Raw genomic sequence first — 24,493 nt, 5'->3', positions numbered from 1 at the left:
GTCAGACCAAATGGCACGCGACGAAGCGCTCTCCGCCGACATGCCGGAATTCGGGCGCCTGTTCTTTGCACCGCTCTACGGCGAAAGGGCATCTCGTATGGAACTTGCAGCCGGACGGCGGGTTGGCCGGGCTCGGGATATCGCCGCTCAGCACGATTCTTTCCCGCTTGAGCTTCGGAATCGGGATCGGCACGGCCGACAGGAGCGCTTTGGTATAGGGGTGGAGCGGGTTGCGAAACAAGTCATCCCGCGGGGCCGTCTCCACCATCGAGCCCAAGTACATGACGCCGATGCGGGAGCACAAGTGCTCGACCACGCTGAGATCATGGGAGATGAACAAGTAGGTCAAGCCCCGGCTCTCCTGAAGCTTCCGGAAGAGATTGATGATCTGCGCTTGAATGGACACGTCCAGCGCGGATACGGGCTCGTCGGCAATGATCAATTCCGGATTCAGAACCAAAGCGCGCGCGATCCCGATCCGCTGACGCTGCCCGCCCGAGAACTCGTGAGGGAAACGGTCGATATGATAGGCGGACAATCCGCACGCGGCCAGCACGTCAAGAACGCGGTCGCGGATTTCCTCCTTCGGCGCCAGGCCGTGGTCGAGCAGGGCTTCGCCGATCGCATCGCCGATCCGCACGCGGGGATTCAAGGAACTGTACGGGTCCTGGAAAATCAACTGCATTTTCGGACGAAGCCGGCGCAGCTCCTCAGCGTTAAGACCGTAAAGGTCGATTCCTTTGAACCGCACTTCGCCATCCGTCTTCTCCGTCAGCCGGATCGCCGTGCGTCCGACCGTGCTTTTCCCGCTGCCCGATTCGCCTACGAGACCGAAGGTCTCGCCGGGCCGTATCGAAAGGCTGATGTCGTCAACGGCTTTGATTTGCCCGACGGTGCGGTTCAGAAAACCGGATTTGACGGGAAAATACTTCTTCAGATGACGGATTTCAAGCAGCGCCTCAGGCATGAACTACCGCCTCCTCGTACAGCCAGCACGCGACTTTCCCGTTATCCCCGACCTCGCGCAGACGCGGCTCGCGAGTCCGGCAGACGTCCATACAGCGCTCGCACCGCTCATGGAAATAACAAGAAGGTCTTAATTCCAACGGGTTCGGAACCTGTCCCGGAATCGAGTACAGCTCGTCCTGCCGCTGGTTGATGACCGGCTTGGATTTCAAGAGCCCGCGCGTGTACGGATGCTTGGGATTCGTGAACAGTTCCACCACTTCGCCTTCCTCGACGACCTTGCCGGAATACATGACGACGACGTAGTCCGCCATTTCGGCCACGACGCCGAGATCGTGCGTAATGAGCAGAATGGACATGTTCGAATCGGCCTTGAACTGCCGCATCATATCCAGAATCTGCGCTTGAATCGTGACGTCGAGCGCCGTCGTCGGTTCATCCGCGATGAGCAGCTTCGGATTGCAGGAGATGGCGATGGCAATCATGATCCGCTGCAGCATGCCGCCGCTTAGCTCGTGCGGGTAAGACTTCGCGATCTGCTCGGGCCTGGAGATGCCCACTTTGCGGATCAGTTCGATCGCCCGCGCCCGCGCAGCCTTCCGGCTCAGTTTAAGATGCTCGATCAGCGGCTCCATGATCTGCTCGCCGATGGGCAGAACCGGATTAAGCGAGGTCATCGGCTCCTGGAAAATCATCGCGATCTCGCGGCCCCGAATCGTCCGCAGCTCGTTCCGGTCAAGCCGGAGCAAATTCCGGCCGTCGAAGCGGATTTGCCCGTCCACGAATGGGCCGGCGGCCGCATTCGACCCGACCAGGCCCATGATCGACATCGCCGTAATGCTCTTGCCGCAGCCGGATTCGCCGACGATGCACACCGTTTCCCCCCGGCGAACGCGCAGGCTGACGTCGTCCACCGCTTTGACGGTTCCTTCCCGGGTATCGAAATAGACTTTAAGACGATCGATTTCAAGCAAGTCACTCATCCGATGTCGCACCTACTTCCTGGGTCTGGGGTCCAGCACGTCCCGGAGCCCGTCTCCGAAAATGTTAATGGCGATGACTGTCGCGAAAATGGAAAACCCCGGCGGAATCCACAGCCACGGACGCTTTTGAAAATCGATCATGTTGTTCGCCGAATCGATCATATTGCCCCATGTCGGCGTCGGCGGCATGACCCCCAGGCCGAAGAAGCTGAGCACGGATTCGCTCAGAATGGCTCCGCCCACGTTGAGCGATGCGATGACGATGATCAAAGGCACCAAATTGGGCAGCAAATGGTTGAACAGTTTGCGCCGGTTGCGCAGGCCGAGAACGGTAGCCGCCTGCATGAATTCGCGCTCCCGGAGGCTGAGCACTTCGCCTCTGACCATTCTGGCAAGACCGGGCCAGTTGACGAGGCTGAGCATCAGCATCACGATGTACATCCGGTATTCGGTCGGCACCTTCCAATCGGACAGCAGCGCTCCGAGGATAAACAGGAGCGGAAGCCCCGGAATGGTCAGGAGCAGGTCCGCGAGACGCATGATGATCTGGTCGCAAATCCCGCGGAAATATCCGGCAATCGCGCCGAGCAGCGAGCCGATGAATACGGAGAGGACCATGGAGGCCAGCCCCACCGTCAAGGAGATTCGTCCCGCCTGCATGACGCGGGTAAGCACATCCCGGCCGAGCGCATCCGTTCCGAGCCAATGCTGCGGACTGGGCGGTTTATTCATCTGCGCCAGATGGATCTTGTTGTCCGTATAAGGGGAGAACAGCGGGCCGATGAAACAAAACGCGAACATAAAGACCACGACGGCCAAACCGAGCATCGCGAGCCTGTTCTTCAGCAACCGCCGCGCGGCCTGCCTCCACATCGAGGATCTGACCGGCGCTGTGCCGGCCGTGCCGGCTTTGGTGATTTCGCTCCCGATCGTTGACATGGTCTTCCTCCTTTATTGCAGCCTGACGCGCGGATCGGCAACGCGGTACAGGATGTCCGACAGCAGGGTTCCGATGACGGTCAAAATCGCGATCAGCACGGTGAATCCCATCAGAAGCGGGTAGTCCCTTAAGCCGAACGAGGTCAAATAGAGCTGCCCGATTCCGGGCCAGTTAAAAATTTTCTCGATGATCAACGAACCTCCGAACAGCGCCGGCAGTTCGAAGCCGACTAAGGTAATGGCCGGAAGCATGGCGTTGCGAAGGGCGTGCGTAAACAGCACTTTCCGTTCCTTCAAGCCCTTGGCCCGGGCCGTGCGGATGTAATCCTGCTTGATGACGTCGATCATGGAACCGCGAATATAACGGGCCAGCGAGCCGACGCCCATAATCGTCATCACGATGACCGGAAGCGTCATATGATGAATCACTTCTTTCACGTAAGCCAAGCCGGTTGCCTGGCTGCCCGTCGCGATCATCCCCCCCGGAGGCAACAGCTTCCAATCGACCGCCAGAATCTTGATCAGGAACAGCCCGATGAAAAAGGAAGGGAGGGACATCGCCGCGAAGATGGCGACCATCACCAGCGTATCGAACCAGGAATACTGCTTGTAGGCGGCGACGCACCCGATGATGACCGCGGTCACCCAGGTCAGAAAGGTGGAGACGGCGGCCAGCAGAAAGGAATTCCAAATATATTGGTTAAACAAAGTGAGAACCGGCTTCTGCTGCGCCATCGAATAGCCTAAATCGCCGTGCAAGGCATTTTTCAGCCAAATGGCATAACGTTCGAGAACCGGTTTGTTGAGGCCGTAAATCTCCCGCAGCTCCGCCTTTCGTTCGGGCGTCAGCTTGATGTTGCCGGTGATGAAATCTCCCGGCGTCAAGGCGTACAGACTGAAGATGAGCAGCGACGCGGCAAACAGAATGACGACCGTATACAGCAATCGTTTGGTGATAAACGCGCTCATAATCGGCTCCTTAAACACGTTCCCTGTCCCATAAAGAGACAGGGAAGCGTTCTTCAGGTTATTGCAGATACCAATCCGGCAGACTGGGCGCGATGCCGTTGAAAGGGCTGACGTCCAGGTTCTGGATTCTGCCGTTATAGGCGTAGACCGTTTTTCGGTAGTTCGTGAAAATTACGGGCAGCTCGTCGTTCGCCAGTTGGAAAAGCTCTTTGTAAATTTGCTTCCGTTCTTCGAGGTCGTTGGTAGCCAATCCTTTGTCGTACAGTTCCTTGAATTTCGGATTGTCGTAGCCTTTGATTTCGCCGTCCACGAACTGGATCAGGCCGTCCGCGGGATCGGTCAGCAGCGGCGTGGAGAAGGAGGCGAGGTCGTAATCTCCGCCCTCCACTTTGGAGACGAGCGCGTTGAAGTCCGCGAACACTTCAGGCTCGAACTTGATTCCGAGTTCCGCGAAATTCTCTTTGGCCACCGCAATGAAGATGTCCGTGTCTTTCTTCTTGGAGCCAAGGTAATGAATGGTGAGCTGCTTGCCGTCCTTCTCCCGGATGCCGTCGGCCCCCACTTTCCAACCGGCTTCGTCGAGCAAGGCCTTTGCTTTTTCCGGATCGTATTTGTAAGGATTGATTCCTTCCTCGGTATAGGCCCAGGAGATCGGAGACGAAGGAATGTTGGCCACGGCTCCCGCTCCTTGGTTGGCGTCGACGTAGATGCTCTGGCGGTCCAGGCCGTACGCGATCGCTTGCCGCACCTTCTTGTCCTTCAACGCTTCATGCTCCAGGTTCACTTGAAGGTAGCCGTAGGTGCTCGGCGTATAGGGAAGGATATTGACGAATCCCAGGCTTTTCAGCTTTTCGATATTTTCCTGCGTCGCGCTGAACGAGGCGAAATCGATCTCTCCCGTCTCGAGGAATTGCCAGGTATCGCCTTCCGACGTCTTGTAGATGAAATGCTCCGTCTTCGGCTTGCCCTTATAGTAGTACTCGTTGGCCACGAACCGGACTTCCTGGCCCGGGATGAATTTCTCCAGCTTGTACGGCCCGGTGCCGACCGGCTTCTCATGAAGCTTCTTGATGTAGTCCAGCTGGCCGAACTTGTAGTCTTTGCCGTAATACGCTTTGGACAGCACGTCGGAGCCGAGCGTCGTCAGGGCGGACGCGTTCGGCTGCTCCAGCGTGACGGAGACGGTCAGCGGATCGATGACTTTGATGCCTTCGATGCTGGACGCTTTCCCTTCCTTGTACGCTTCTCCGCCTTTGACGTGAAGGGCGGGGACTTGGGAATCGCCGTCGTAGGCTTTGTCGTGCAGGAGCGTCCACGTGAACGCCACATCGTCGGCCGTCAACGGAGAGCCGTCGCTGAATTTCAGATCTTTTCTGAGGTGGAACGTATAAGTCAGGTTGTCGGGGGAGATGTCCCAACTCTCCGCAAGCGCCGGAATCGGAACCCCCTTGTTGTCTACGGTGACCAGCGGCGTGTAAAGCAGGGAAGAGACGTTGCCGTCGTAGCCGCTTTGGTGAAAGTACGGCGTGAACGCGCCGCTCGGGTCCGTTAGACCCACAATGATCGTATCCGTCCGCTGCTTGGCCGTATCCGGCAGCTTGGACAAGTCGGACGCCTGGATGACTCCGGAATCCGCCGGTGCCGAAGCGGTTGGGGAAGCCGCCGGCGTATTTGCGCTTTCGTTTGCGGAATTTCCCCCCTTGTCGGACGAGCAAGCGGACAGAAACAACGAACCGGCGATCAGCAGTGCGGATAGCGAAGCGATGCTTTTTTTCATGATTTCCTCCCGATTTTCTCTATTAAGTCCCGACATTTCCGATGAAATAAGTATGCTTTATGCCGGTAGTTTTATTATAGAAACCGATATTGGTTCTGTAAATAGAGAACCGAAAAATATTTCTTTTGAAGGAGAATTATTCGTTCCGCAATACGAAAAAGACTCCTTTCGCCCGGCCGGGCGAGAGGAGCCTGCAGGAGAATCCTTCCGTTCAGGCTTGCCGGATATACGCCATCAGCTTGCTCTGCATTTGCTCCAGCGCTTTCGGTCTCAGGCTGTACTCGGTCAGCGATTCGCCTTCGAAATGCGCGTAAATCAAGCCCGCCATGCGGAGTTTGGAGAGATGGTCATGCGTGATTCCCTTGGATAATTGCAGATGGCGGACGATTTCAATAAAAGTTCTGGGACCGTTGTGAAGATAGCGCAAAATTTTGAGTCTGCTTCTCTCTCCGAGGCAGCGAATCATGCGGTACTCGTGCGTGGACAGGAAGTCCGTCTCGTTGAAGTAGATTCGGGCGGCATAATGGCATACCGTCATTCCGCCGAAACAGTAGATGACATTCATCGGCTGAAAATGATATTGCGGGATTAAGACGAGCTGCTCCAAACCGGGCGTGGATTTGAAAATCAACCCGTTGGTCGTCTGATCGACGAATTCTTCCGGCGGCATGCGCGTTAAAGCGCGCTTGCGATCCCGCTCTTCGTTGCGCAGCGACTCGACAATCGCCGGATCGGTCTCCTTAAAGTACTGCTTGTTCCACTCGGCGAAAACCGTCAAGGTGCGGGCGCGAAATTCCCCCATCCGTTCCGGAAATTGCTGGCTGTAGGGGGAGATCAATTCGTACAAATCTCCTGCCGACATCCCCTCCAGCCAGGCCAGAAAGCCGTCCACGTCTTCCGATGGGCACAGATGGACAAGCAAGTAAGTCAATTTCCAGGCAAAATCGATCTCGGATTGATCCAGCAACGAAGCGAATTCGGGCGTCAATCGCCGGCGAACTTCATGGGCCCAGGAAGCGCCTATGTCGATCTTCTTGTGCGATTTGCGGCAAATATACGTATGCAAACTGTTGATGGCTTCATACAGCGGTTTAAACTGCACATCCAGACGTACATCCAAATGATGGTCCACGTTCGCTCGCCCCTCTCTGCAATCTATTATAGACGGCGGAGACAAGCCGCGCCAAGGCCAAGCCTTCGCCGCCCGGCGCACCGCCCCGAGCGTTCGGGCGGACGGTTTCCCGGCATGGTCCGCGGCCGGCATTCCGCCGGATTCGTAAACAACGGCGTGCGTCAGCCATCCTCCGCTTTCAAATACTGCTTGGGCGTCTTGCCGTACGTGCGTTTGAACATCCGGATAAAATAGCTCGTTTCCATGCCGAGCAGCTCCGCGACTTTCGCTACCGGAATCCCCGGATGCTCGCGAAAAAGCTGAACGGACCGCCGCATGCGAAGCTGCAAAAGGTACTGCTGGGGCGAAATGCCGTAGCTGGCCGCAAACAGCCGCTGAAAGTGCTGAACCGAATACCCGACCGACCGGGCGATGTTGGAGAGAAGCAGCCGCTCGTGGTAGTGGTCGTGGATCAGCCTTACGGCCGTTTGCAGGGCCGCGTTCGGCTGACCGGAGCGGCGGATGCTGCCGCGTTCCTTTTGGCCCGGATACTGATCCTCCAGTACGGAAAGAATCATGGCGTACATCCGTTTGGACAATTCCCAGTAAGCGTTTTCCCCGTTCAGATGGACGAGATGCCACAGCGATTCCAATTGGCTCCACAGCCGCTCGAAATCGGCCGCTTTGCGGACGGACAGCACAAGGCCGCTCATCTGCGCCAGCAGCGGGCCGGCCGCGGACCCGTCAAAGGCGACGAAGCCCAAATCCCATATCCCGTCCGAACCGTCGGGGGCGTATTCATGCGGCACGTTCGCCGGCAAAACGAGCAGCGTCCCGGGCGTGAGCGTCAGTTCCCCTCGTCCCTCGACCCGGAAGCTTCCCCGGCCGCTTCTCGACAGAAAGATCTGATGCGCAGGATAGCCGCCGGGCCGGGAGAGCCGCTTCTGCTCGTGGCTTCCGACGCAGCAAACGTAAAGCGGCAGAATCGGCTCCATATTCGCAAATTCCGCCAGCAGGAAAGGCATCATGCCGTCCGGCCTCCTATGTTCAATTTGTACGATTTTTTGATGGTTTTGTTCTATGAGTATAAGGGAGTTTTGCTCTAAGATCAAAGCAGAAAAGAGGATATGACGATTTCGGAAGGAGAAGGACGACATGATCCCCAAGCTAAGATTTCCGCCCGTAAGCGCAAAACTCCCCGTCCTGATGCACGGCGCCGATTACAACCCGGACCAATGGCTGCACGATCCCCGGGTGCTGGAAGAGGACGTTCGGCTGATGAAACTGGCCGGCTGCAACGTCATGTCCGTCGGCATATTCGCCTGGGCTGCGCTGGAGCCGGAGGAAGGCGTGTTCACGTTCGGGTGGCTGGACCGGGTGCTGGACCGGCTGGCGGAAGCCGGCATTTACGTATGGCTGGCAACGCCGAGCGGCGCGCGTCCCGCGTGGATGTCGGAGAAATACCCGGAAGTCAGGCGGGTGGAGGCCAACCGCGTCCGCAACCTGCACGGGATGCGGCATAACCATTGTTATACTTCGCCGGTTTACCGGGAGAAAACGGCCTTATTGAACGGCAAGCTGGCCGAGCGGTACGCGAACCATCCGGCCGTAATCGGCTGGCATATTTCCAACGAGTACGGCGGGGATTGCCACTGCGAGCTTTGCCAGGAAGCGTTCCGCGGGTGGCTGCGGGAAAAATACGGAACGCTTGAAGCGCTCAACGCCGCCTGGTGGACTTCATTCTGGGCGCATACGTATACGGATTGGCGGCAAATCGAATCGCCCGCGCCCCACGGGGAGTACATGGTGCACGGCCATAACCTCGACTGGCGCCGTTTCGTGACGGATCAGACCGTCGATTTCTGCCGGCATGAGATTCGGGCGGTGCGGGCAGCCCATCCGGCGCTCCCGGTCACGACCAACATGCATATGATCGAAGGGCTGGACTACCGCAAGTTTGCCGACGCGCTCGACGTGATCTCCTGGGATTCGTACCCGACCTGGCACGAGCAAAAGGATGACAGCAAGCTTGCCGCATCGGTCGCCTTTTATCACGATCTGTTCCGCTCGCTGAAGCGGAAGCCGTTTCTGCTGATGGAATGCACGCCGAGCCTGACCAACTGGCAGCCGGTCAGCAAGCTGAAGCGGCCCGGCATGCACCGGCTGTCTTCGCTGCAGGCGGTGGCGCACGGGGCGGATTCGGTGCAGTATTTCCAGTGGCGCAAAAGCCGCGGCTCGAGCGAAAAGTTTCACGGCGCGGTCGTCGATCATGCCGGCCACGAGCATACGCGGGTGTTCCGGGAAGTGGCCGAGTTGGGCCGGACGCTGGCGGACATTTCGGAAATCGCGGGAACGGCGACGGTGGCGGAGGCGGCCATCCTGTTTGACTGGGACAACCGGTGGGCGGTGAAGGACGCGCAGGGACCGCGCAACATGGGCATTCATTATGAAGAAACGGTATACGCGCACCATCGGGCGCTGTGGGCGCAGGGCGTGGCCACGGATGTGATCGGGTCGGACGACGACTTCGGCCCGTACAAATTGATCGTCGCGCCGATGCTGTACTTGTGCCGGGAAGCGACCGGACGGAAGCTGGAGCGGTTTGTGGAGGCGGGCGGCACGCTGGTGGCCACCTACTGGTCCGGCATCGTGGACGAGAACGATCTTTGCCATCTCGGCGGCTTTCCCGGACCGCTGCGGAAGACGCTCGGGATTTGGGCGGAGGAAATCGAGGGCTGGTACGATGATGACCGCAACGGCATCGCGATGCTCCCCGGCAACGAGCTCGGCTTCGGCGGCGAATTCGAATCCCATGAAATTGGTGAGCGGATCCACGCGGAGAGCGCCGACGTGCTGGCGGTCTATACGGACGCGGACAGCTTCTATGCCGGGTGGCCCGCGCTCACCGTGAACCGGTTCGGCAAGGGAAACGCCTACTACATGGCGACGCGCCTGAAGGACGACTTTCTCGGCGCGTTCTACCGCAAGCTGGCGGAGCGGGCGGGGCTTATCCGCGCGGTGGAAACCGATCTCCCGCACGGCGTGTCCGCCCAGGTAAGGACGGACGGCATCGCCGATTACGTGTTTATCCTGAATTTCAGCGGGCGGGCGCAGCGGGTCGCGCTGGACGGCCGCCGCTATACCGACCTCGAAACCGGGCAGCCGGCCGGCCCGGAACTGGAGCTTCCCGTCTGCGGCGCTCGGGTGCTGAAACGGCTCAGACAAGAATGAGGCCGTACCCAATCCAGAATAGCCGAATGCGAATTTGGCGGAAGACAAAACCCGGAGTTGCAAGCGGTGGATACGCTTGCGGCTCCGGGCTGTTTTTTTGGGCATATCAGAATTGACGGGGCAGCGAACATCGAAAAGGAACCGTTATCCTGGACTCCGCGCCGCCCAATGATTGGCGCCTCTGTACAAGTGCCGTTACAGGTGACTCTCGTCCACTAATACTATGGGGATAAATGTCGGTCGCCCGATCTGAAAGGCGAGGTGATGTGCGGCAAATGCCAAAGCGGGAAAAGGGGTTAAAATTGAAATCCGATACGCGGACATCGGCAAGAGCGGGTTCGAACGGCCGAAGCGCCGGTTTTAGAGCGGGTTGGAACGACGGCTATTTTCTCGGCATGTGCGAAGCGATCGGCCGCCGCACGCCCGGCTTCCGGGCGGAACCGCGCAAGCTGAAGGTGCTGTATATTCCGCAAGGCTTCGAATCGGTCGACCATGGCGTGATGGAAGGACTCGGACAAACGGTAACCGAACCGATCGCGGGAAATCCCGAGACGATGGCGGAACAGGCGCGGGAATGCCGGCCGGATCTGGTGCTGGTCATGAACGGGCTTCACGTGTTTCCCGAGAACCATCTGGAGCAAGTGGACCGCATTCGGGCGATGGGGGTGCGAACCGCGGTCTGGTTCGCCGACGATCCGTACTTCACGCAGGATACGGCGGCGATCGCTCCGCATTACGACTACGTGTTTACGCATGAAATCGGCTGCGTGGACTGGTACCGCAGCATCGGCTGCGCCAACGTTCATTATCTGCCGCTAGCGGCCAGCGTCTCGCGGTACCGGCCCGCGCATGTCGACCCCCGATATCGCAGCGACGTGTGCTTTATTGGAACGGCCTTTGAAAACCGGGCCGCGTTTATCGACAAGATCGCCCGATTTTTGTCCGGCTTGCGGGTCGTCATCGCCGGCGGTCTGTGGGATGCCCGCTTGACCCGATATGCCCTTCTGGCCGGACAAATCCGGCTCGGCTACACGCCGGCCGAAGAATGCGCCCGGTATTACGCGGGGGCAAAGATCGTCCTGAATGTGCACCGGCATACGGCTGAGCCGAAAAACACCGCCGGACTGCCGGGGAGGTCCGTCAATCCGAGAACGTTTGAAATCGCGGGATGCGGGACGCTGCAGTTGACGGACGTCCGCGAGGATCTGCCGCTTCATTATGCGCCGGGCGAAGAGATTGCGGTCTTCTCTTCGCCCGGTGAAGCCCGGGAGCGGATTCGCTACTACTTGAACCATGAAAGCGAACGGCGCAAAATCGCTTGGAACGCGCTGATGCGCACCCGCCGGGACCATACCTACGCCCATCGCTTGGACCGACTGCTCGGGACGGTGTTCGGAGATGGTTAGGCGATCATTTGGGCGAAAAGGAGGGGGACCGATGGCCAAACCGCGCCGAAGGCGAATCGAAGCGGTACCGCATGCGGAAGCGATGGTGAGACAAAAAAGGGAAGAAGGTTTTTTGACGGGTCATCATTACGGCTATCATCTTGGGCGCTGCGAAGCGATTTTCCGGCAGACGCCCGTTCATCCCCAGCGAATGTGGAACGTGAAGGTGCTGTACGTCACTTCGGGCAAAGGTTACCCGTATTCGCCGCTCGATGAGGCGATCATCGACGGCTTGAAGGCCGTCGTGCGGGAGGTGGCGATTTTTCAACTAAACCCCAAGGTCAAGACCGAGCTCGCCTCCGTCGCGATCCGGGAGAAGCCGGACCTGGTGCTTATGCTGGAAGGCCTGAATCTCGACCTGCAGTCGGTCTACCGCCTGCGCCAGGCCGGCATACCGGCGGCGATCTGGTTTACCGACGACCCCTATTATACAGACATGACGGATAAGCTGGCGCCGCATTTCGACTACGTGTTTACGCTGGAACTGAACTGCCTCGACCTGTACCGCCGGCTGGGCTGCAGGGAGGTTCATTACCTCCCGTTTGCGGCCGACGTCCGCAAGTTTCGTCCCGTTCATCTCGATCTCGTGCAGCGAAAAGAAATTTGCTTCATCGGCAGCGCCTATTGGAACCGGGTGCGGTCGTTCGACGAGCTGGCTTCTTACTTGTCGGAGAAGAAGATCTACATTTGCGGGCTTTGGTGGGACCGGCTAAAGCACTACCCGCTTCTTAAGCGGAACATCGATCTGAACCGCTGGCTATCGCCGGAAGAAACGGCTCTGGCCTACAACGGTTCGCGCATTGTCATCAATATGCACAGAGCGCACGACGATGCGACGTACAACTTCAACAGCCGCAACATTCCCGCCGCTTCGCCCAACCCCCGGATGTTTGAAATCGCTTCGTGCGGCACGCTGCAGGTGGCCGACACCCGCGACGACATGAGCCGGTTTTACAAGCCGGGCGAGGAGATTTTGACGTATTCATCCGTCGGGGAGCTGATCGAGATCAGCGAATATTTCCTGACCCATGACAGCGAGCGGCAGGAAATTGCGCTGCGGGCTCTGCGCCGCACGCTGGAGGAGCATACGTATCCGAAACGGCTCGCGCAAATGATGCAAATCGTCTTCGGCTGACGGCAAGGCGGAAAACGGGACGGGAGGTGACAAGATGGCGCGCTTTCGCAAACGCCGCGTCCGGAAGCGGAAAGCGGCCCGCGGCGGAAGGACCGCATCCCGCGTCCTCCGCAAGCGGTCCGTCCGGGCTTCGGCCCGCCGGCGGCGGGGACGCAAGGCAGGAGCGGGCAACTATGCGGAGAGATATACCTCGGCTTTCAACCAAGGTTACAACGAAGGCTTCCAAGCCGGTTTTGCCCGGGGGCTCGAGGACGGAAGCCGTCCCGCAAGCTGACCGTCCGGCCGGAGCGTCTTTCCGCCGGCGGCACGGACCGCCAGACGGAGCGCCCTTATATGCGGGCAGACCGTGAAGCCCATCATCGGACGAAGGAGAGATGCTCATGAGCAAGGTCGCTTTGATCACCGGCATAACCGGGCAGGACGGCGCCTATCTCGCCGAATTGCTGCTGGCCAAAGGTTATATCGTCCACGGGCTGAGGCGCAGAAGTTCGCTCGCCAATACGGGAAGAATCGACCGTTTGTACCGGGGCGCCCATGCGCATAACGCCCGTCTCTTTCTGCACTACGGCGACTTGACGGATACCGCCAGCCTCTTTCGTCTCATTCGGGAAGTGCAGCCGGACGAAATCTACAATTTGGCTGCGATGAGCCATGTGCAGGTAAGCTTCGAGTCCCCGGAATATACGGCCAACGCCGACGGAATCGGAACGCTGCGAATACTGGAAGCCCTGCGGATTCTGGGACTTGCGGGCAAAACGAAATTTTACCAGGCGTCGACGTCGGAGCTGTACGGGCTTGTTCAGGCGGTGCCGCAAAACGAAAAAACGCCGTTTTACCCCCGCAGCCCCTATGCCGCCGCCAAACTGTACGCGTACTGGATTACCGTAAACTATCGGGAAGCTTACGGCATGTACGCGTGCAACGGCATTCTGTTTAACCACGAAAGCCCGGTTCGCGGCGAGACGTTCGTCACGCGCAAAATTACGCGGGCGGCGGCCCGGATCGCCCTTGGCCTTCAGGAGAAGCTGTACCTGGGCAACCTGGGCGCCAAGCGCGACTGGGGACACGCGAAGGATTACGTGGAAGCGATGTGGCTGATGCTGCAGCAGCCGGATGCGGAGGACTACGTCATCTCCTCCGGCATGACGACGGAAGTCCGGGAATTCGTCCGGCTCGCGTTCGACGAGCTCGGCATCGAGGTGGTGTTTCAAGGCAACGGCCTAAGCGAAAAAGGGATCGTCCGTTCCTGCCGCCTTCCCGAATTCCAGCTTCCGGCCGGCCGCGAAATCGTGGCGGTGGATGCCCGGTATTTCCGGCCTTCCGAAGTGGATCTGCTGCTCGGAGACCCGGCCAAAGCCCGGACAAGGCTGGGCTGGACCCCCAAATACGACCTGAGGTCGCTCGTAAAGGAAATGGTGGCCGCGGATTTGAACGAAGCCCGGAAAGCGGAGCATTTGAAAAAGGGCGGCTTCGAAGTCGACCTCGATTTGGAATAAACGCGGGGGAAAGAGGAGGCGAATCGATGAAAGCGTTGGTCACCGGAATCACCGGCTTCGCAGGCAGCCATCTGGCGGAGTATCTGCTCCGGCAGAACGTGGAAGTGTACGGAACCGTGAGAAGCGGAAGCAGGCTGGACAACATCCGGGGCATCCGCCAAGACATCCGGCTTGCGGAATGCGAGCTCCGCGATCCGGTTTCGGTCGACAGGCTCGTCAAGGCGCTCAGACCCGATCTGATTTTCCATCTCGGGGCGCAAAGCTCCGTTCCCGCGTCATGGAGCGCGCCGCTCGAGACGATCCAGAACAATATCGCGGGCCAGATCAACCTGATGGAAGCGGTCCGTCGCCACGGTCTCGACTGCAAAATGCAGATCGCCTGCTCCAGCGAGGCGTACGGGGCCATATGGCCTCACGAGGCGCCGATCAAGGAAACGAATCCGCTTCGGCCGCTCAGCCCTTATGCGGTAAGCAAAGTGACGCAGGAATTTCTGGGCGGCCAGTACTTCCGCAGCTGCGGCCTTCATATCGTCGCGACCCGGGCGTTCAACCATATCGGTCCGAGGCAGAGCGAGAAGTTCGTCGCCTCAAGCTTTGCCCGGCAAATCGCCCGCATCGAGAAGGGCGACATGCCGCCGGTGCTCCGCGTCGGCAATCTGGACGCCAAGCGCGATTTCACCGACGTGCGGGACGTCGTTCGCGCCTATTGGCTGGCGCTGGAGTACGGCGAGCCGGGGGAAATCTACAACATCGCCTCGGGAACGTGCCGCCCCATCCGCGAGATTCTTCAACTGCTGCTTGCGTCGAGCAGGGCGGCGATTCAGGTGGAACAGGACCCGGGCCTTCTCCGCCCTGCGGATGCGGAAACCCTGGTCGGCGATTCCTCCAAGTTTTACCGGCGGACCGGCTGGAAGCCGGAAATTCCGTTAACGCAGTCGCTGAAGGATTTGCTGGACTTCTGGCGCGCGCAGCCGTGAAGGAGGCCGCCCCGGAAGCTTCGATCAAAATCGAGCAGAGAGGATGAGACGCTTGAAACAAAGCGCGGCAGTAAAAACGAGGGCCGGGAGAAGGAGAAGACCGGTCAAGCTTCGCCGGAAGCTGGCGAAGACGAAGAAGCATGCCGTCAAATCCGCAAGACGCAAGAAAACTTTAAAATCCGCCCGGCCGCTGCGGCTGAAAAAGTCTTCGGTCCGGACGCGGAGCCGGAAGCGGAAAGGCCGGCTTTCCGGAGCCGCCAGGAAAAAGGGGAAAACAAGAAGAGCGGGAAAAGCGAAACGGCTGCGCCGCGTCCCTCCTGCGGAAGCGGCGCTGCAGCCGGCGGAATCCGAGCTGCGGGCGGAACCGCCGGAGGAGCCGGAGGACGAGCAGCAGGAGCAGGGCGAACCCGGGTTTCGCAGAGGCGTCAACCTGATCGGATTTTTGCGAGCCGAGCTCGGCCTCGGGGAATCGGTAAGGCTGGCCGCAAGATCGCTCTCCGCCGTGAACATGCCTTTCGGGATTCTCGATTACAAGGAAGTCATTTCCGAGGGCATGAGCGACTTGACATGGGCGCATAAGGAAATCGCGGAACCGCAATACAAGGTCAACATTTTTCACATGAACGCCGACGCCCTGTCCCACTGCCATAACTATTTCGGCCATGAATTGTGGCACAACCGCTACAATATCGGCGTCTGGCACTGGGAGCTGCCCGAATTCCCGGACGAATTCTGCAGCGGCTTCAATTACGTTCAGGAGGTTTGGGCTCCGACAACATACGTGCAACACGTCGTCTCCCAGAAAGCGAATGTGCCCGTGCTCCGGATTCCGCACAGCATCCATGTGGACGTCGTGCCCGAATTGAACCGGGAAGCCTTCGGGCTCCCGCAAGACCGCTATCTTTTCTATATGATGTACGACCTGCAAAGCACGACGGCCCGCAAAAACCCGCAGGGCGCGATCGAGGCGTTCAAGATGGCCTTCGACAAGGACGATCCGCGCGTCGGTCTCGTGCTGAAAGTCAACAATTCGAGCCTGAGGCCCGAAGATATCGAAGAGCTGCGTCCGCTCATCGCCGGCCACAGCAACATTTTCCTTATTGACCGGGTGCTCTCCCGGATCGAGGTCAATTCGCTGCTGAACAGCACCGACTGCTATGTGTCGCTGCACCGGGCGGAAGGCTTCGGTTTGGGCCTTGCGGAAGCGATGTATCTCGGCAAACCGGTCATCGGCACGAACTGGTCCGGCAATACGGATTTTATGAACGAGGAAAATTCCTGCCCCGTCAACTTTTCCATGGTTCATGTGGGCGAAATTTGGGGTCCGTACCAGGCGCACCAGATCTGGGCCGATCCGGATCTGTCCCAGGCCGCCGGATATATGCGGGAGCTTGTCCATAACCCGGAGTGGCGGAACGCGATCGCGGCCAAAGGGCAGGAAACGATCCGGACGCAGTTTTCGCCCCGGGCGGTCGGACAGATGATCAAGCAGCGGCTCAAGGAGATTGGCTGGTACTGATCCCGAAATTCTGAATTTGGTTGCAATGACCAGGGAAGAAGGCCCGATCAAGCACCGGCTTGTCTGAATATATTGCTGTATACCATCCAGAATGGGGGTGACTACGCATGGCAGTATTTGTTTACAAGACCGGAGCGATCCCAAGAGCTTCGCTGGACGGGACGACGAGCGTCAGCGTGACGGTAACGACGATGAACGACGATCTCGGCGTCAACACGGCAAACATCATCATTTGGGAGGTTCCGCTCTCCGGTTTCAAAACCGCGCTTACGCAAACAGCTTTCGCCCTTCTCGCGAACAACGCCCTGACAACCGGATTTACGGTGACGTCTACGGTAGCCCAGTTTGCGGTCGAGGTCCGCTATTCGAACCCGAATATGGTTCCGGAGATTACATTGGTGGGCGGCACTGCAACTGAGCGCATTTTCGCCGGAGAATTGTTCACCGCAAGCAGCGCAACGGAAAATCCGTAATCAACGTTTCTCCGCTCGGAGGAGGACCGCCGAACTTCGGCGGTCCTTTTGCTTGGCCGGTGGCCGCACCGGCACGTACGAACCGAAATCACCTGTCGCGGCCGAATGCATAAAGTAAAAGCAGACGCAAACTCGGCGCGCGAGCGGCAAGAACGACAGATTCCCCGCGCGGATCCAAGGAGGGAAGAACCGTTGGGGGCTGAAGACCAAACGCACTACGAAGACAAGGCAAGAGACCTCTTGCGCCGGATCAGGCAGGATGCCCGGCAACTGGAAAGCGTTCTATGGTCTCCCGAAGACTGGAACCAAATCGGAAAAACGATGGAAATCTGGCAAGCGAGGATGAAGAATCAGCGCGACGATATTATCGAGCATTTGATGTGGTATAAACGGATCGGCTGGAAGAAGTTCGTTCCGGACGCCGGGGAATTGGAAAACCAAACGAGGCTGCAGGCCATCGCCGAGGAAAAAGAGCGGCTGAAAGAATGGCTGGAGGGGCAACTGCACGTATCCGAGTTTTATTTGATATTCAAGCGGCAGCTGAAGGAGAGCCGATTGTCGGAACGGCTTGCCAAATCCGGCTTGCAGGGGTGGGACCGGCTTCACGTTCTGGATGCGGCCTGCGGGGACGGGCATTGGTTAAGAACCTTCGCGAAGTGGGGGGCCGATGTCCAGCGGCTGGCCGGACTTGAACCGTGCGGCTGGATGCTCGAACGCGCCAGTCGGCTTTCGCCCCCGGGCATCGCGTTTAAGAACGCGTTTGCGGACGAACGGCCGTTTCAAGGCAAGCGATTCGATCTGATTTTGGCGTTCGGCCTGTTCATGCACATTCTGGACGACGGACTGCGGAGCCGCGTGGCGCAGGAGCTGGCTGGAGCGCTCGGCGACGGCGGGTTGATCGTGACGTTCGATTTTCTTCCCGGCACCGAGAAAGGACTGGAGCCTTACCTGCGGTATACGACCAAAGGATTGGGACGCGAGGAGCTCGCGCGGCTCTTTCCCGATTGCGAGATCGAATGCGAGACCTTGCCGCTCAGCGATCAATATCCCGATTACGGGTACGGCCTGGCGGCCATCCGCAAACGAAAACCGGACCGGAAGGACGGGGATTCGCATGGAGCTTAGCCTCGCGAAGACGCTGGAGAACGTGGAGGGGCTGCTGGTTTCCTGCGTCCTGGAATGGAAGCGGGATAACGATTACGCCGGCTACGAGCGGTTTACTCAAGCGCTGGAACAATTGGAGCGCATGGCGGACCGGTTGTCCGGCAACCCGGAGACATGGAATGCGGCGCTTGTCTCCTGTCTGGAAGAGCTGAGTCAACATATCCGGAACCAAGATATTATCGCGATCGGCGATGAGTTGGAAGGAAAGCTGATCCCGCTTGTCCGCGAATGGAGAAAGGAGGCTGTAACGACGGGTGATGGCCAACCGGGCTGACGAGAAAGAACAGGACGACTTGTACTCGAAAAATTTAGCTTTTCTGCACGAGCCGTTGCAGCGGCGTATCCGGCAGATCGAGCCCGAGGAAGTCCGGCGGCGGGTCGAGATTGTCCGTACGCGGGAAGGGCATCCCGTTTGCCGGTATAAGCGGGCGGGAACAACCGTCCGCATCAACAGCACCGACCCGGTCGGCCAGGCGGAGGCGTGGGGCGATCAGATTCCGCTCGAAGAGATCGGCGCGCTGTTCGTATACGGCTGCGGATTCGGGTATCCTCTCCTGGAAATCGCAAAGCGGAAACCGCCGGAAACCGTCGTGCTCCTATTCGAGCCCGATATTTATCTGTTCATCGCGATGCTGCGGCATTTCGACCTGGAGCCGTTGTTCCGCACGCAGAAGTTCGCCTTTTTCGTCGGGAGCTACGAAGACTTTGCCCAGGAGTTCGAGCGGCTGTTGTCGACGGATGTGTTCCACGGCTGCACGGCTCCGTCCATCGCCTTCGCTCCGGGCTCCAGGCCGTTTAAGAAGGAATGCCTCCATATCCATGAGCGCGTGTTCGAGTTCTTTATGCTGCAGCTGGAGAAACTCGGAAACGACCATTACGATTCCCTGCTGGGATTCCACCATATCGTCGACAATCTGGACGAAGTGCTGAAAAACCCGTATTTAAGCTGTATCAAGGACCAATTCAAAAACGTTCCCGCCTTCATCGTCGCCAACGGCCCGTCGTTGGACAAGGCTATAGCGGAGTTGGGAAAGGCGAAGGGCAAAGGGTTGATTCTGTGCAGCGAATCGGCGATTACCCCGCTCGTCAAAAATCAGATCGTGCCGGACGCGGTGTTCGTATCGGAGCGCTCCGAACGAAGCTTCCGACGGCATTTCGACAACAAGCGGTATCCGGAGGAGCTGGCCCTGATTGGGCTGGCCGTCATCGATCCGCGAATTTTCCCGGCTTTTGCGGGGCCCAAAATTCCCGTCTTTCGCGATTCCGAGTCCAACAGCACGTTTTTCAACCAAATCGTCGGCGACGGAAGCGCGCTGTTCGGCGGCAAAAGCTCGGCGCATTTCGCCTTTGAAGCCGCCCTGTACATGGGGGCCGATCCGATCGTGCTGGTGGGGCAGGATCTCGCATACGGACCGGACGGATCGACGCACAGCAAGCAGTCGGTATACGCCGAGGCGGCGCAGAAGGACGTGGTGCAGAAGCTGCAATCGCTGCCCGCGGTTTACGTGGAAAGCAATGACGGCCGCCTGATCCGTTCCAACCTGATCTGGCACCAGTTCAAGATCATGTTTGAGGAGATGATCGCCCGGAACCCGCAGACGACCGTGATCAATACGACGGAAGCGGGCGCCGCCATCAAGGGGACGAGACGCGGCAAGCTGGCGAGCGTGATCGAAACGCATTGCGCAAGTCCGCTGCCGCGGCGGCTTCACGAGGTGATCAGCGACAACCGGAAAGCGCTGGATATGAAGGACAGAAACCGCAAACGCGAACGATTGCGGGCCGAGCTCGAAAAATATAGGGCGATTTATCATGCGCTGGGGTTGTGGACCGAGAGAAGAAAGCGCGCATGCGAACGATTGCTGGACCGGTGCGAAACGGCGGATGCCGGCATCGAGCGGGAGCTGCGCGAGGCGTACGAAAGCAATCTCCGGGACTTCATCCGATTTCTGTCTCCGCACATGCATATTCTGTATTTCCAGCAAGTCATCATGGCCGGATTTTACAAAATGAACGTGCTCGGTCCTCCCGGCGCTCCCTGGAAATGGAGCAAGCTGTTTCTGGTTCATCACGAATTGTTCGATCATTTGACCGTCGTTTGCCAAAGCCTTGTCCGGAATATCGGGATCGCGATCGGCAAGCTCTCGTCCGGAGGCTCGTGAACATGGCGGGGACGCGGTCCGGCGGTTCCGGGCGGAACGACCGTTTTGCCCGCAACCTGCAATATCTTCACGAACCGTTAAAGCAGCGGATTCTGCGCACGGACCCGAAGGAAACGCAGCGGCGGATCGAGATCGTTCGGCCGAAGGACGGTTATCCGGTATGCCGGTATATCGAGGAAGGAAGGGCGGTTCGGATCACCAGTACCGATCCCGTCGCCCAGGCGGAGACGTGGTGCGGGCAAATCCCGTTTCGGGAGATCGGAACGCTGTTTGTATACGGGTGCGGCTTCGGTTATCCCCTGCTCGAAATGATGAGACGCAAACAGCCGGAAACGCAGGTTCTGGTGTTCGAGCCGGATCTCCATTTGTTTATCGCCATGCTGCGGGAATTCGATCTGGCGCCCTTGTTCGAAACGGGCAAATTCGCGTTTTTCGCCGGTCCGCTTCCGGAGCTTTCGAAGGAATTTGCCCGATTCATTTCGCAGCCCGACCTGTTTTATCTGACGTCTCCGTCCGTCGCGTTCGCGCCGGGGGCCCGGTTGTTCAAACAGACGTACATCCGTCTGCACACGCAGCTTTTCGAGCTTTTGGCGCTGCAAACCAAAAAATTCGGCAACGACCCCTCCGATACGCTCCTGGGCTTTCACCATATGGCCGACAATCTGGACGAAGTGCTGGAAAACCCGTACCTGAGCTGTTTGAAAAACCGGTTTGACAACGTTCCGGCTTTTGTCATCGCGAACGGCCCTTCTTTGGACCAAGCGATTCCGGAGCTGAAGGAGGCGGTTGGAAAAGGGCTGATCCTGTGCAGCGAATCGGCGATTGCCCCGCTGATGAAAAACGGGATCGTGCCGGATGCGGTATGCGTCCTGGAACGCACGGAGAAGAGCTACCGCCGGCATTTCGAAAACAAGCGGTATCCGGAAGAGCTGGCCCTGCTGGGACTTGCGGTCATCGACCCGCGGATTTTCCGGTCGTTCCCGGGGCCGAAAATTCCCGTTTTCCGCAGCCGGGATTCCGACAGCCTGCTGTTCAACCGGACGGTAGGCGACGGAAGCGCGCTGTTCGGCGGCAAGAGCTCGGCGCACTTCGCCTTTGAGGCCGCCCTGTATATGGGAGCGAATCCGATCGTGCTGGTCGGGCAGGATCTCGCTTACGGCCCGGACGGATCGACCCACAGCAGGCAGTCCGTATACGCGGAAGCGGACCAGCAGGACACCGTGGCCATGCTGAAAGCGCAGCCCGCGGTTTACGTGAAGAGCAACGACGGCCGGATCATCCGGTCCAACGCGAAGTGGAATCACTTCAAGCTGCTGCTCGTCCAAATGATCGAGCAACATCCGCAGGTCACCGTCATCAACACGACGGAAGCGGGCGCCGCCATCAAGGGGACGGTGTGCGCGCCGCTGGCGGACGTCATCCGGACGCATTGCCCAAAGCCGCTGCCGCACAAGCTGCATGCGGTCATCCGCGACAGCCGGCAAACGCTCGACATCCCGGCCCGCCAAAGGCGGGTCAAGCGCCTGTTGGCCGAACTCGAGAAGTACGCCGCGATCTACCGGGCGCTTGAGCGGCGGACCGCCGCAAGGCAAAGCGAATGCGAGCGGCTCATGCGCGGCAGCGTTCCGGAACCGGAATCGGACCGCTTCGCCGAGCTGCGCCGGTTTGCCGCCGATAACGCCCGCGGCGTTCTTTCGGATTTTCTCCATCCCGATCTGCACTTGACCCATTTTCAGCCGGTTCTGTTTGCCGGATTTCACAAGCTGGGCGAACTCGGGCCCATTCATTCTCCCGGGAAGTTCCGGCAGGCGATGCAAGCTCAAGCCGAGCTGCTCGATGGTCTGAACGCGCTTTGCCAAAGCCTTGCCCGCAACATCCGGATCGCGGCCGGCCGCATTCGCTCCCGCGGGTACGAACGGTAAGGGAGGAAACGACATGGCGTCCTTACAGTCCTTTTTCACGGAGAAAAAATGTCTCGTCGCAGCCGAAATCGCGCAGGCGCACGACGGAAGCCTCGGCACGGCGCACGCCTTGATCGACGCCGCGGCGGATGCCGGCGCAGACGCCGTCAAGTTCCAGACGCATATCGCCGAAGAGGAAAGCACGCCGCAGGAGCCCTGGAGAGTCCAATTCAGCCGCCAGGACGCAACCCGCTACGACTACTGGAAGCGGATGGAGTTTACGAAGGAGCAGTGGAAAGGGCTCAAGGAGCACGCGGAGCAAAGGGGCCTGATCTTCTTCAGTTCGCCGTTTTCCCCGCTTGCCGTCGACTGGCTTGAAGAGCTGGACGTTCCGTTCTGGAAAGTGGCCTCGGGCGAAATCGCGAACAAGCCGCTGATCGACCGGATGACCCGGACCGGCAAGCCGATTCTGGTGTCGACCGGTCTGTGCACGCTGGAGGAATTGGATGCGTGCGTCGGATGGCTTCAGGCGGCGGGAAGCGAATATCTCGTCTTTCAATGCACGTCCGAATACCCGTGTCCGCCGGAAAAGGTGGGCCTGAATTTGCTGCCGTTTTACAGGGACAGGTACGGGTGCCCCGTCGGCCTGTCGGATCATTCGGGCGAAATTTACCCGGGTCTTGCCGCCGCGCTGATGGGCGCGTCGATGATCGAGGTGCACGTCACGTTTTCCAAGCAGGCCTTCGGTCCGGATGTACCGGCTTCCCTCACGATGGAGCAGCTCAAACTGCTGACGGACGGCGTCTCGTTCATGGAGAAGATGCTGGCTCACCCCATCGACAAGGAAGCGGCCGCCTACCGGTACCGGGACATGCGGGCGATTTTTTACCGCAGCCTCGTGGCGCGCGAGGACCTTCCGGCAGGCACCGTGCTGCAGGAGGGGATGATCGCCGCCAAAAAGCCGGGAGGCGGCATTCCGCCCAGCCGCCTGGGCGACCTGATCGGGAAAACGCTGCGGCATGGCGTAGCGGCCAACCATCCGTTCCGCGAATCCGATTTCGAAGCGGATGAGGGGGGGAGCGCGCGGTGAAAATCGCCGTCGTCCTGGTCGACCGCGCCAACTACGGCCGGCTGAAGCCGGTCATGGCCCAAATGCGGTCGCGCCCGGACATCGAAATGCAGGTCGTCTGCGCGGGAACGATGCTTCTCGACCGGTTCGGCAAAGCGAAGCAGGTCGTGCTGGAGGACGGCTTTCCGGTTGACGAAGAGGTGTATCTGGAAATCGACGGCTCGCTGCCCGCGACCATGACGAAGTCGATCGGCCTCGGCATCATCGAGTTTTCCAGCGCGTTTCGCAAGTTGGCTCCCGATTTCGTGCTGCTGATCGGCGACCGCTACGAGGCTTTGGCGGCCGCTATCGCCGCGGCGTACCAGAATATTTGCCTGATTCATCTGCAAGGCGGAGAAGTGACCGGTTCGATCGACGAAGCGACGCGGCATGCGATTACGAAGCTGTCCCATTACCATTTTCCGGCTACGAAGCGTTCGGGACGCTACATCGTCAGGATGGGAGAAGACCCGAAGACGGTGTTTCCGTTCGGCTGTCCGAGCGCCGATGTGGTCGCAAGTGCGGCGGCGGATATTCCGGCCGAACGGATCGCGGACGCGGGCGTCGGGGCGCCCATCGATTTCGGCAAGCCGTATCTGCTGGCGCTGTTCCACCCCGTGACCACCGAATTCGCCGACGCCGAAGCCCAAATGGAGCAGCTGCTGCTGGCTCTTCGCGAGACGGGCGCGCAAATCGTGCTGCTGTGGCCCAACATCGACGCGGGCTCCGATTCCGTCTCCGGCGCGATCCGCCGTTTCCGCGAATTCAACCGCGAGATCCCCTTGCGCGCCTTCAAAAACTTCGAGCCGGAGGATTATATTCCGCTGCTGCGGCAGGCGGCCTGCTGCGTCGGCAATTCCTCCAGCTTCGTCCGCGAGGCTTCCTTCGTCGGGACGCCGGTCGTGCTGGTCGGCTCCCGGCAGGACGGGAGGGAGTGGTCCGAAGCGGTCCGGCGGGTGGAACCGGTCAGGCAGGCGATTGCGGAAGCGATACGGGCGCAGCTTGCGCACGGAAAATATCCGGCCAGCGAGCTGTACGGCAAACCCGGCGTGTCGGCGCGGATCGTGGATCAGATCTTGACGCTTAAGCCCTACAGCCAGAAAAAGCTGGCCTATGTCAAAGGAACCTGAAAAGGAA

Annotated in this window: 21 protein-coding genes; 14 read left to right on the top strand and 7 right to left on the bottom strand. The window is 59.3% G+C overall.

Annotated features, from left to right (window positions below; all coding sequences use genetic code 11):
* Window position 1 precedes the first annotated feature (1 nt).
* The 7 genes from F560_RS0111525 to F560_RS0111495 all read right to left on the bottom strand — a co-directional run bounded on the left by F560_RS0111525 (window position 2) and on the right by F560_RS0111495 (window position 7,773).
* Window positions 2–967 (bottom strand): ABC transporter ATP-binding protein, encoded by a 966-nt coding sequence (locus F560_RS0111525; protein WP_019005891.1) that lies wholly within the window; start codon window positions 965–967, stop codon window positions 2–4.
* Window positions 960–1,949, bottom strand: coding sequence for an ABC transporter ATP-binding protein (locus F560_RS0111520; RefSeq protein ID WP_026298230.1), 990 nt, complete (start codon window positions 1,947–1,949; stop codon window positions 960–962). The genes F560_RS0111525 and F560_RS0111520 overlap by 8 nt, the downstream gene beginning before the upstream one ends.
* A gap of 12 nt (window positions 1,950–1,961) precedes the next feature.
* On the bottom strand, window positions 1,962–2,888 hold the full coding sequence (gene opp4C, locus F560_RS0111515; RefSeq protein WP_019005889.1) for an oligopeptide ABC transporter permease: 927 nt from the start codon (window positions 2,886–2,888) through the stop codon (window positions 1,962–1,964).
* A gap of 12 nt (window positions 2,889–2,900) precedes the next feature.
* Window positions 2,901–3,857 carry an ABC transporter permease gene (locus F560_RS0111510; protein ID WP_019005888.1) on the bottom strand — a complete coding sequence of 319 codons (957 nt, stop codon included), beginning with the start codon at window positions 3,855–3,857 and terminating at the stop codon, window positions 2,901–2,903.
* Window positions 3,858–3,915: 58 nt separating this feature from the next.
* Entirely contained in the window at window positions 3,916–5,634 is a 1,719-nt protein-coding gene (locus tag F560_RS0111505) for an ABC transporter substrate-binding protein (protein ID WP_019005887.1), read from the bottom strand.
* A gap of 211 nt (window positions 5,635–5,845) precedes the next feature.
* Complete coding sequence (locus F560_RS0111500; protein WP_019005886.1) at window positions 5,846–6,766, bottom strand: ArsR/SmtB family transcription factor; 921 nt, start codon at window positions 6,764–6,766, stop codon at window positions 5,846–5,848.
* A 161-nt stretch (window positions 6,767–6,927) separates the two neighbouring features.
* Window positions 6,928–7,773, bottom strand: a complete 846-nt coding sequence (locus F560_RS0111495) for an AraC family transcriptional regulator (protein WP_019005885.1) — start codon at window positions 7,771–7,773, stop codon at window positions 6,928–6,930.
* A 127-nt stretch (window positions 7,774–7,900) separates the two neighbouring features.
* On the opposite strand from F560_RS0111495, the gene F560_RS0111490 reads away from it, so the two are divergent.
* The 14 genes from F560_RS0111490 (at window position 7,901) to neuC (ending at window position 24,486) form a co-directional block, all read left to right on the top strand.
* Window positions 7,901–9,976 (top strand): beta-galactosidase, encoded by a 2,076-nt coding sequence (locus F560_RS0111490; RefSeq protein ID WP_019005884.1) that lies wholly within the window; start codon window positions 7,901–7,903, stop codon window positions 9,974–9,976.
* 302 nt (window positions 9,977–10,278) lie between these two features.
* On the top strand, window positions 10,279–11,382 hold the full coding sequence (locus F560_RS0111485; RefSeq protein ID WP_245554838.1) for a CgeB family protein: 1,104 nt from the start codon (window positions 10,279–10,281) through the stop codon (window positions 11,380–11,382).
* A 31-nt stretch (window positions 11,383–11,413) separates the two neighbouring features.
* Window positions 11,414–12,556 (top strand): CgeB family protein, encoded by a 1,143-nt coding sequence (locus F560_RS0111480; RefSeq protein ID WP_019005882.1) that lies wholly within the window; start codon window positions 11,414–11,416, stop codon window positions 12,554–12,556.
* A 34-nt stretch (window positions 12,557–12,590) separates the two neighbouring features.
* Complete coding sequence (locus tag F560_RS0111475; RefSeq protein WP_019005881.1) at window positions 12,591–12,830, top strand: hypothetical protein; 240 nt, start codon at window positions 12,591–12,593, stop codon at window positions 12,828–12,830.
* 106 nt (window positions 12,831–12,936) lie between these two features.
* On the top strand, window positions 12,937–14,052 hold the full coding sequence (gene gmd / locus F560_RS0111470; RefSeq protein ID WP_019005880.1) for a GDP-mannose 4,6-dehydratase: 1,116 nt from the start codon (window positions 12,937–12,939) through the stop codon (window positions 14,050–14,052).
* A 26-nt stretch (window positions 14,053–14,078) separates the two neighbouring features.
* Window positions 14,079–15,029 carry a GDP-mannose 4,6-dehydratase gene (locus tag F560_RS0111465; RefSeq protein ID WP_019005879.1) on the top strand — a complete coding sequence of 317 codons (951 nt, stop codon included), beginning with the start codon at window positions 14,079–14,081 and terminating at the stop codon, window positions 15,027–15,029.
* Window positions 15,030–15,081: 52 nt separating this feature from the next.
* Window positions 15,082–16,548: a glycosyltransferase family 4 protein gene (locus F560_RS0111460; RefSeq protein ID WP_019005878.1), complete on the top strand. Its 1,467-nt coding sequence runs from the start codon at window positions 15,082–15,084 to the stop codon at window positions 16,546–16,548.
* Between the two features lie 107 nt (window positions 16,549–16,655).
* Window positions 16,656–17,021 carry a hypothetical protein gene (locus F560_RS0111455; protein WP_019005877.1) on the top strand — a complete coding sequence of 122 codons (366 nt, stop codon included), beginning with the start codon at window positions 16,656–16,658 and terminating at the stop codon, window positions 17,019–17,021.
* Window positions 17,022–17,213: 192 nt separating this feature from the next.
* Window positions 17,214–18,146, top strand: a complete 933-nt coding sequence (locus F560_RS0111450) for a class I SAM-dependent methyltransferase (RefSeq protein ID WP_019005876.1) — start codon at window positions 17,214–17,216, stop codon at window positions 18,144–18,146.
* Entirely contained in the window at window positions 18,136–18,459 is a 324-nt protein-coding gene (locus F560_RS0111445) for a hypothetical protein (protein WP_019005875.1), read from the top strand. Before F560_RS0111450 ends, F560_RS0111445 begins: the two co-directional genes overlap by 11 nt.
* Window positions 18,443–20,347, top strand: a complete 1,905-nt coding sequence (locus F560_RS0111440) for a motility associated factor glycosyltransferase family protein (protein WP_019005874.1) — start codon at window positions 18,443–18,445, stop codon at window positions 20,345–20,347. The genes F560_RS0111445 and F560_RS0111440 overlap by 17 nt, the downstream gene beginning before the upstream one ends.
* A 2-nt stretch (window positions 20,348–20,349) precedes the next feature.
* The gene (locus F560_RS0111435) at window positions 20,350–22,269 is read left to right on the top strand and encodes a motility associated factor glycosyltransferase family protein (protein ID WP_019005873.1); all 1,920 of its coding nucleotides are present in this window, start codon (window positions 20,350–20,352) and stop codon (window positions 22,267–22,269) included.
* 13 nt (window positions 22,270–22,282) lie between these two features.
* On the top strand, window positions 22,283–23,338 hold the full coding sequence (locus F560_RS0111430) for an N-acetylneuraminate synthase family protein (protein ID WP_019005872.1): 1,056 nt from the start codon (window positions 22,283–22,285) through the stop codon (window positions 23,336–23,338).
* The gene (neuC, locus tag F560_RS0111425; protein WP_019005871.1) at window positions 23,335–24,486 is read left to right on the top strand and encodes a UDP-N-acetylglucosamine 2-epimerase; all 1,152 of its coding nucleotides are present in this window, start codon (window positions 23,335–23,337) and stop codon (window positions 24,484–24,486) included. The genes F560_RS0111430 and neuC overlap by 4 nt, the downstream gene beginning before the upstream one ends.
* Window positions 24,487–24,493: the final 7 nt, after the last annotated feature.

It is taken from the genome of Cohnella laeviribosi DSM 21336 (assembly GCF_000378425.1).
Taxonomy (GTDB): domain Bacteria; phylum Bacillota; class Bacilli; order Paenibacillales; family Paenibacillaceae; genus Cohnella; species Cohnella laeviribosi.
The sequence above is the reverse complement of the archived record's forward strand: the minus strand, read 5'-3'. Positions and strand labels throughout refer to the sequence as shown.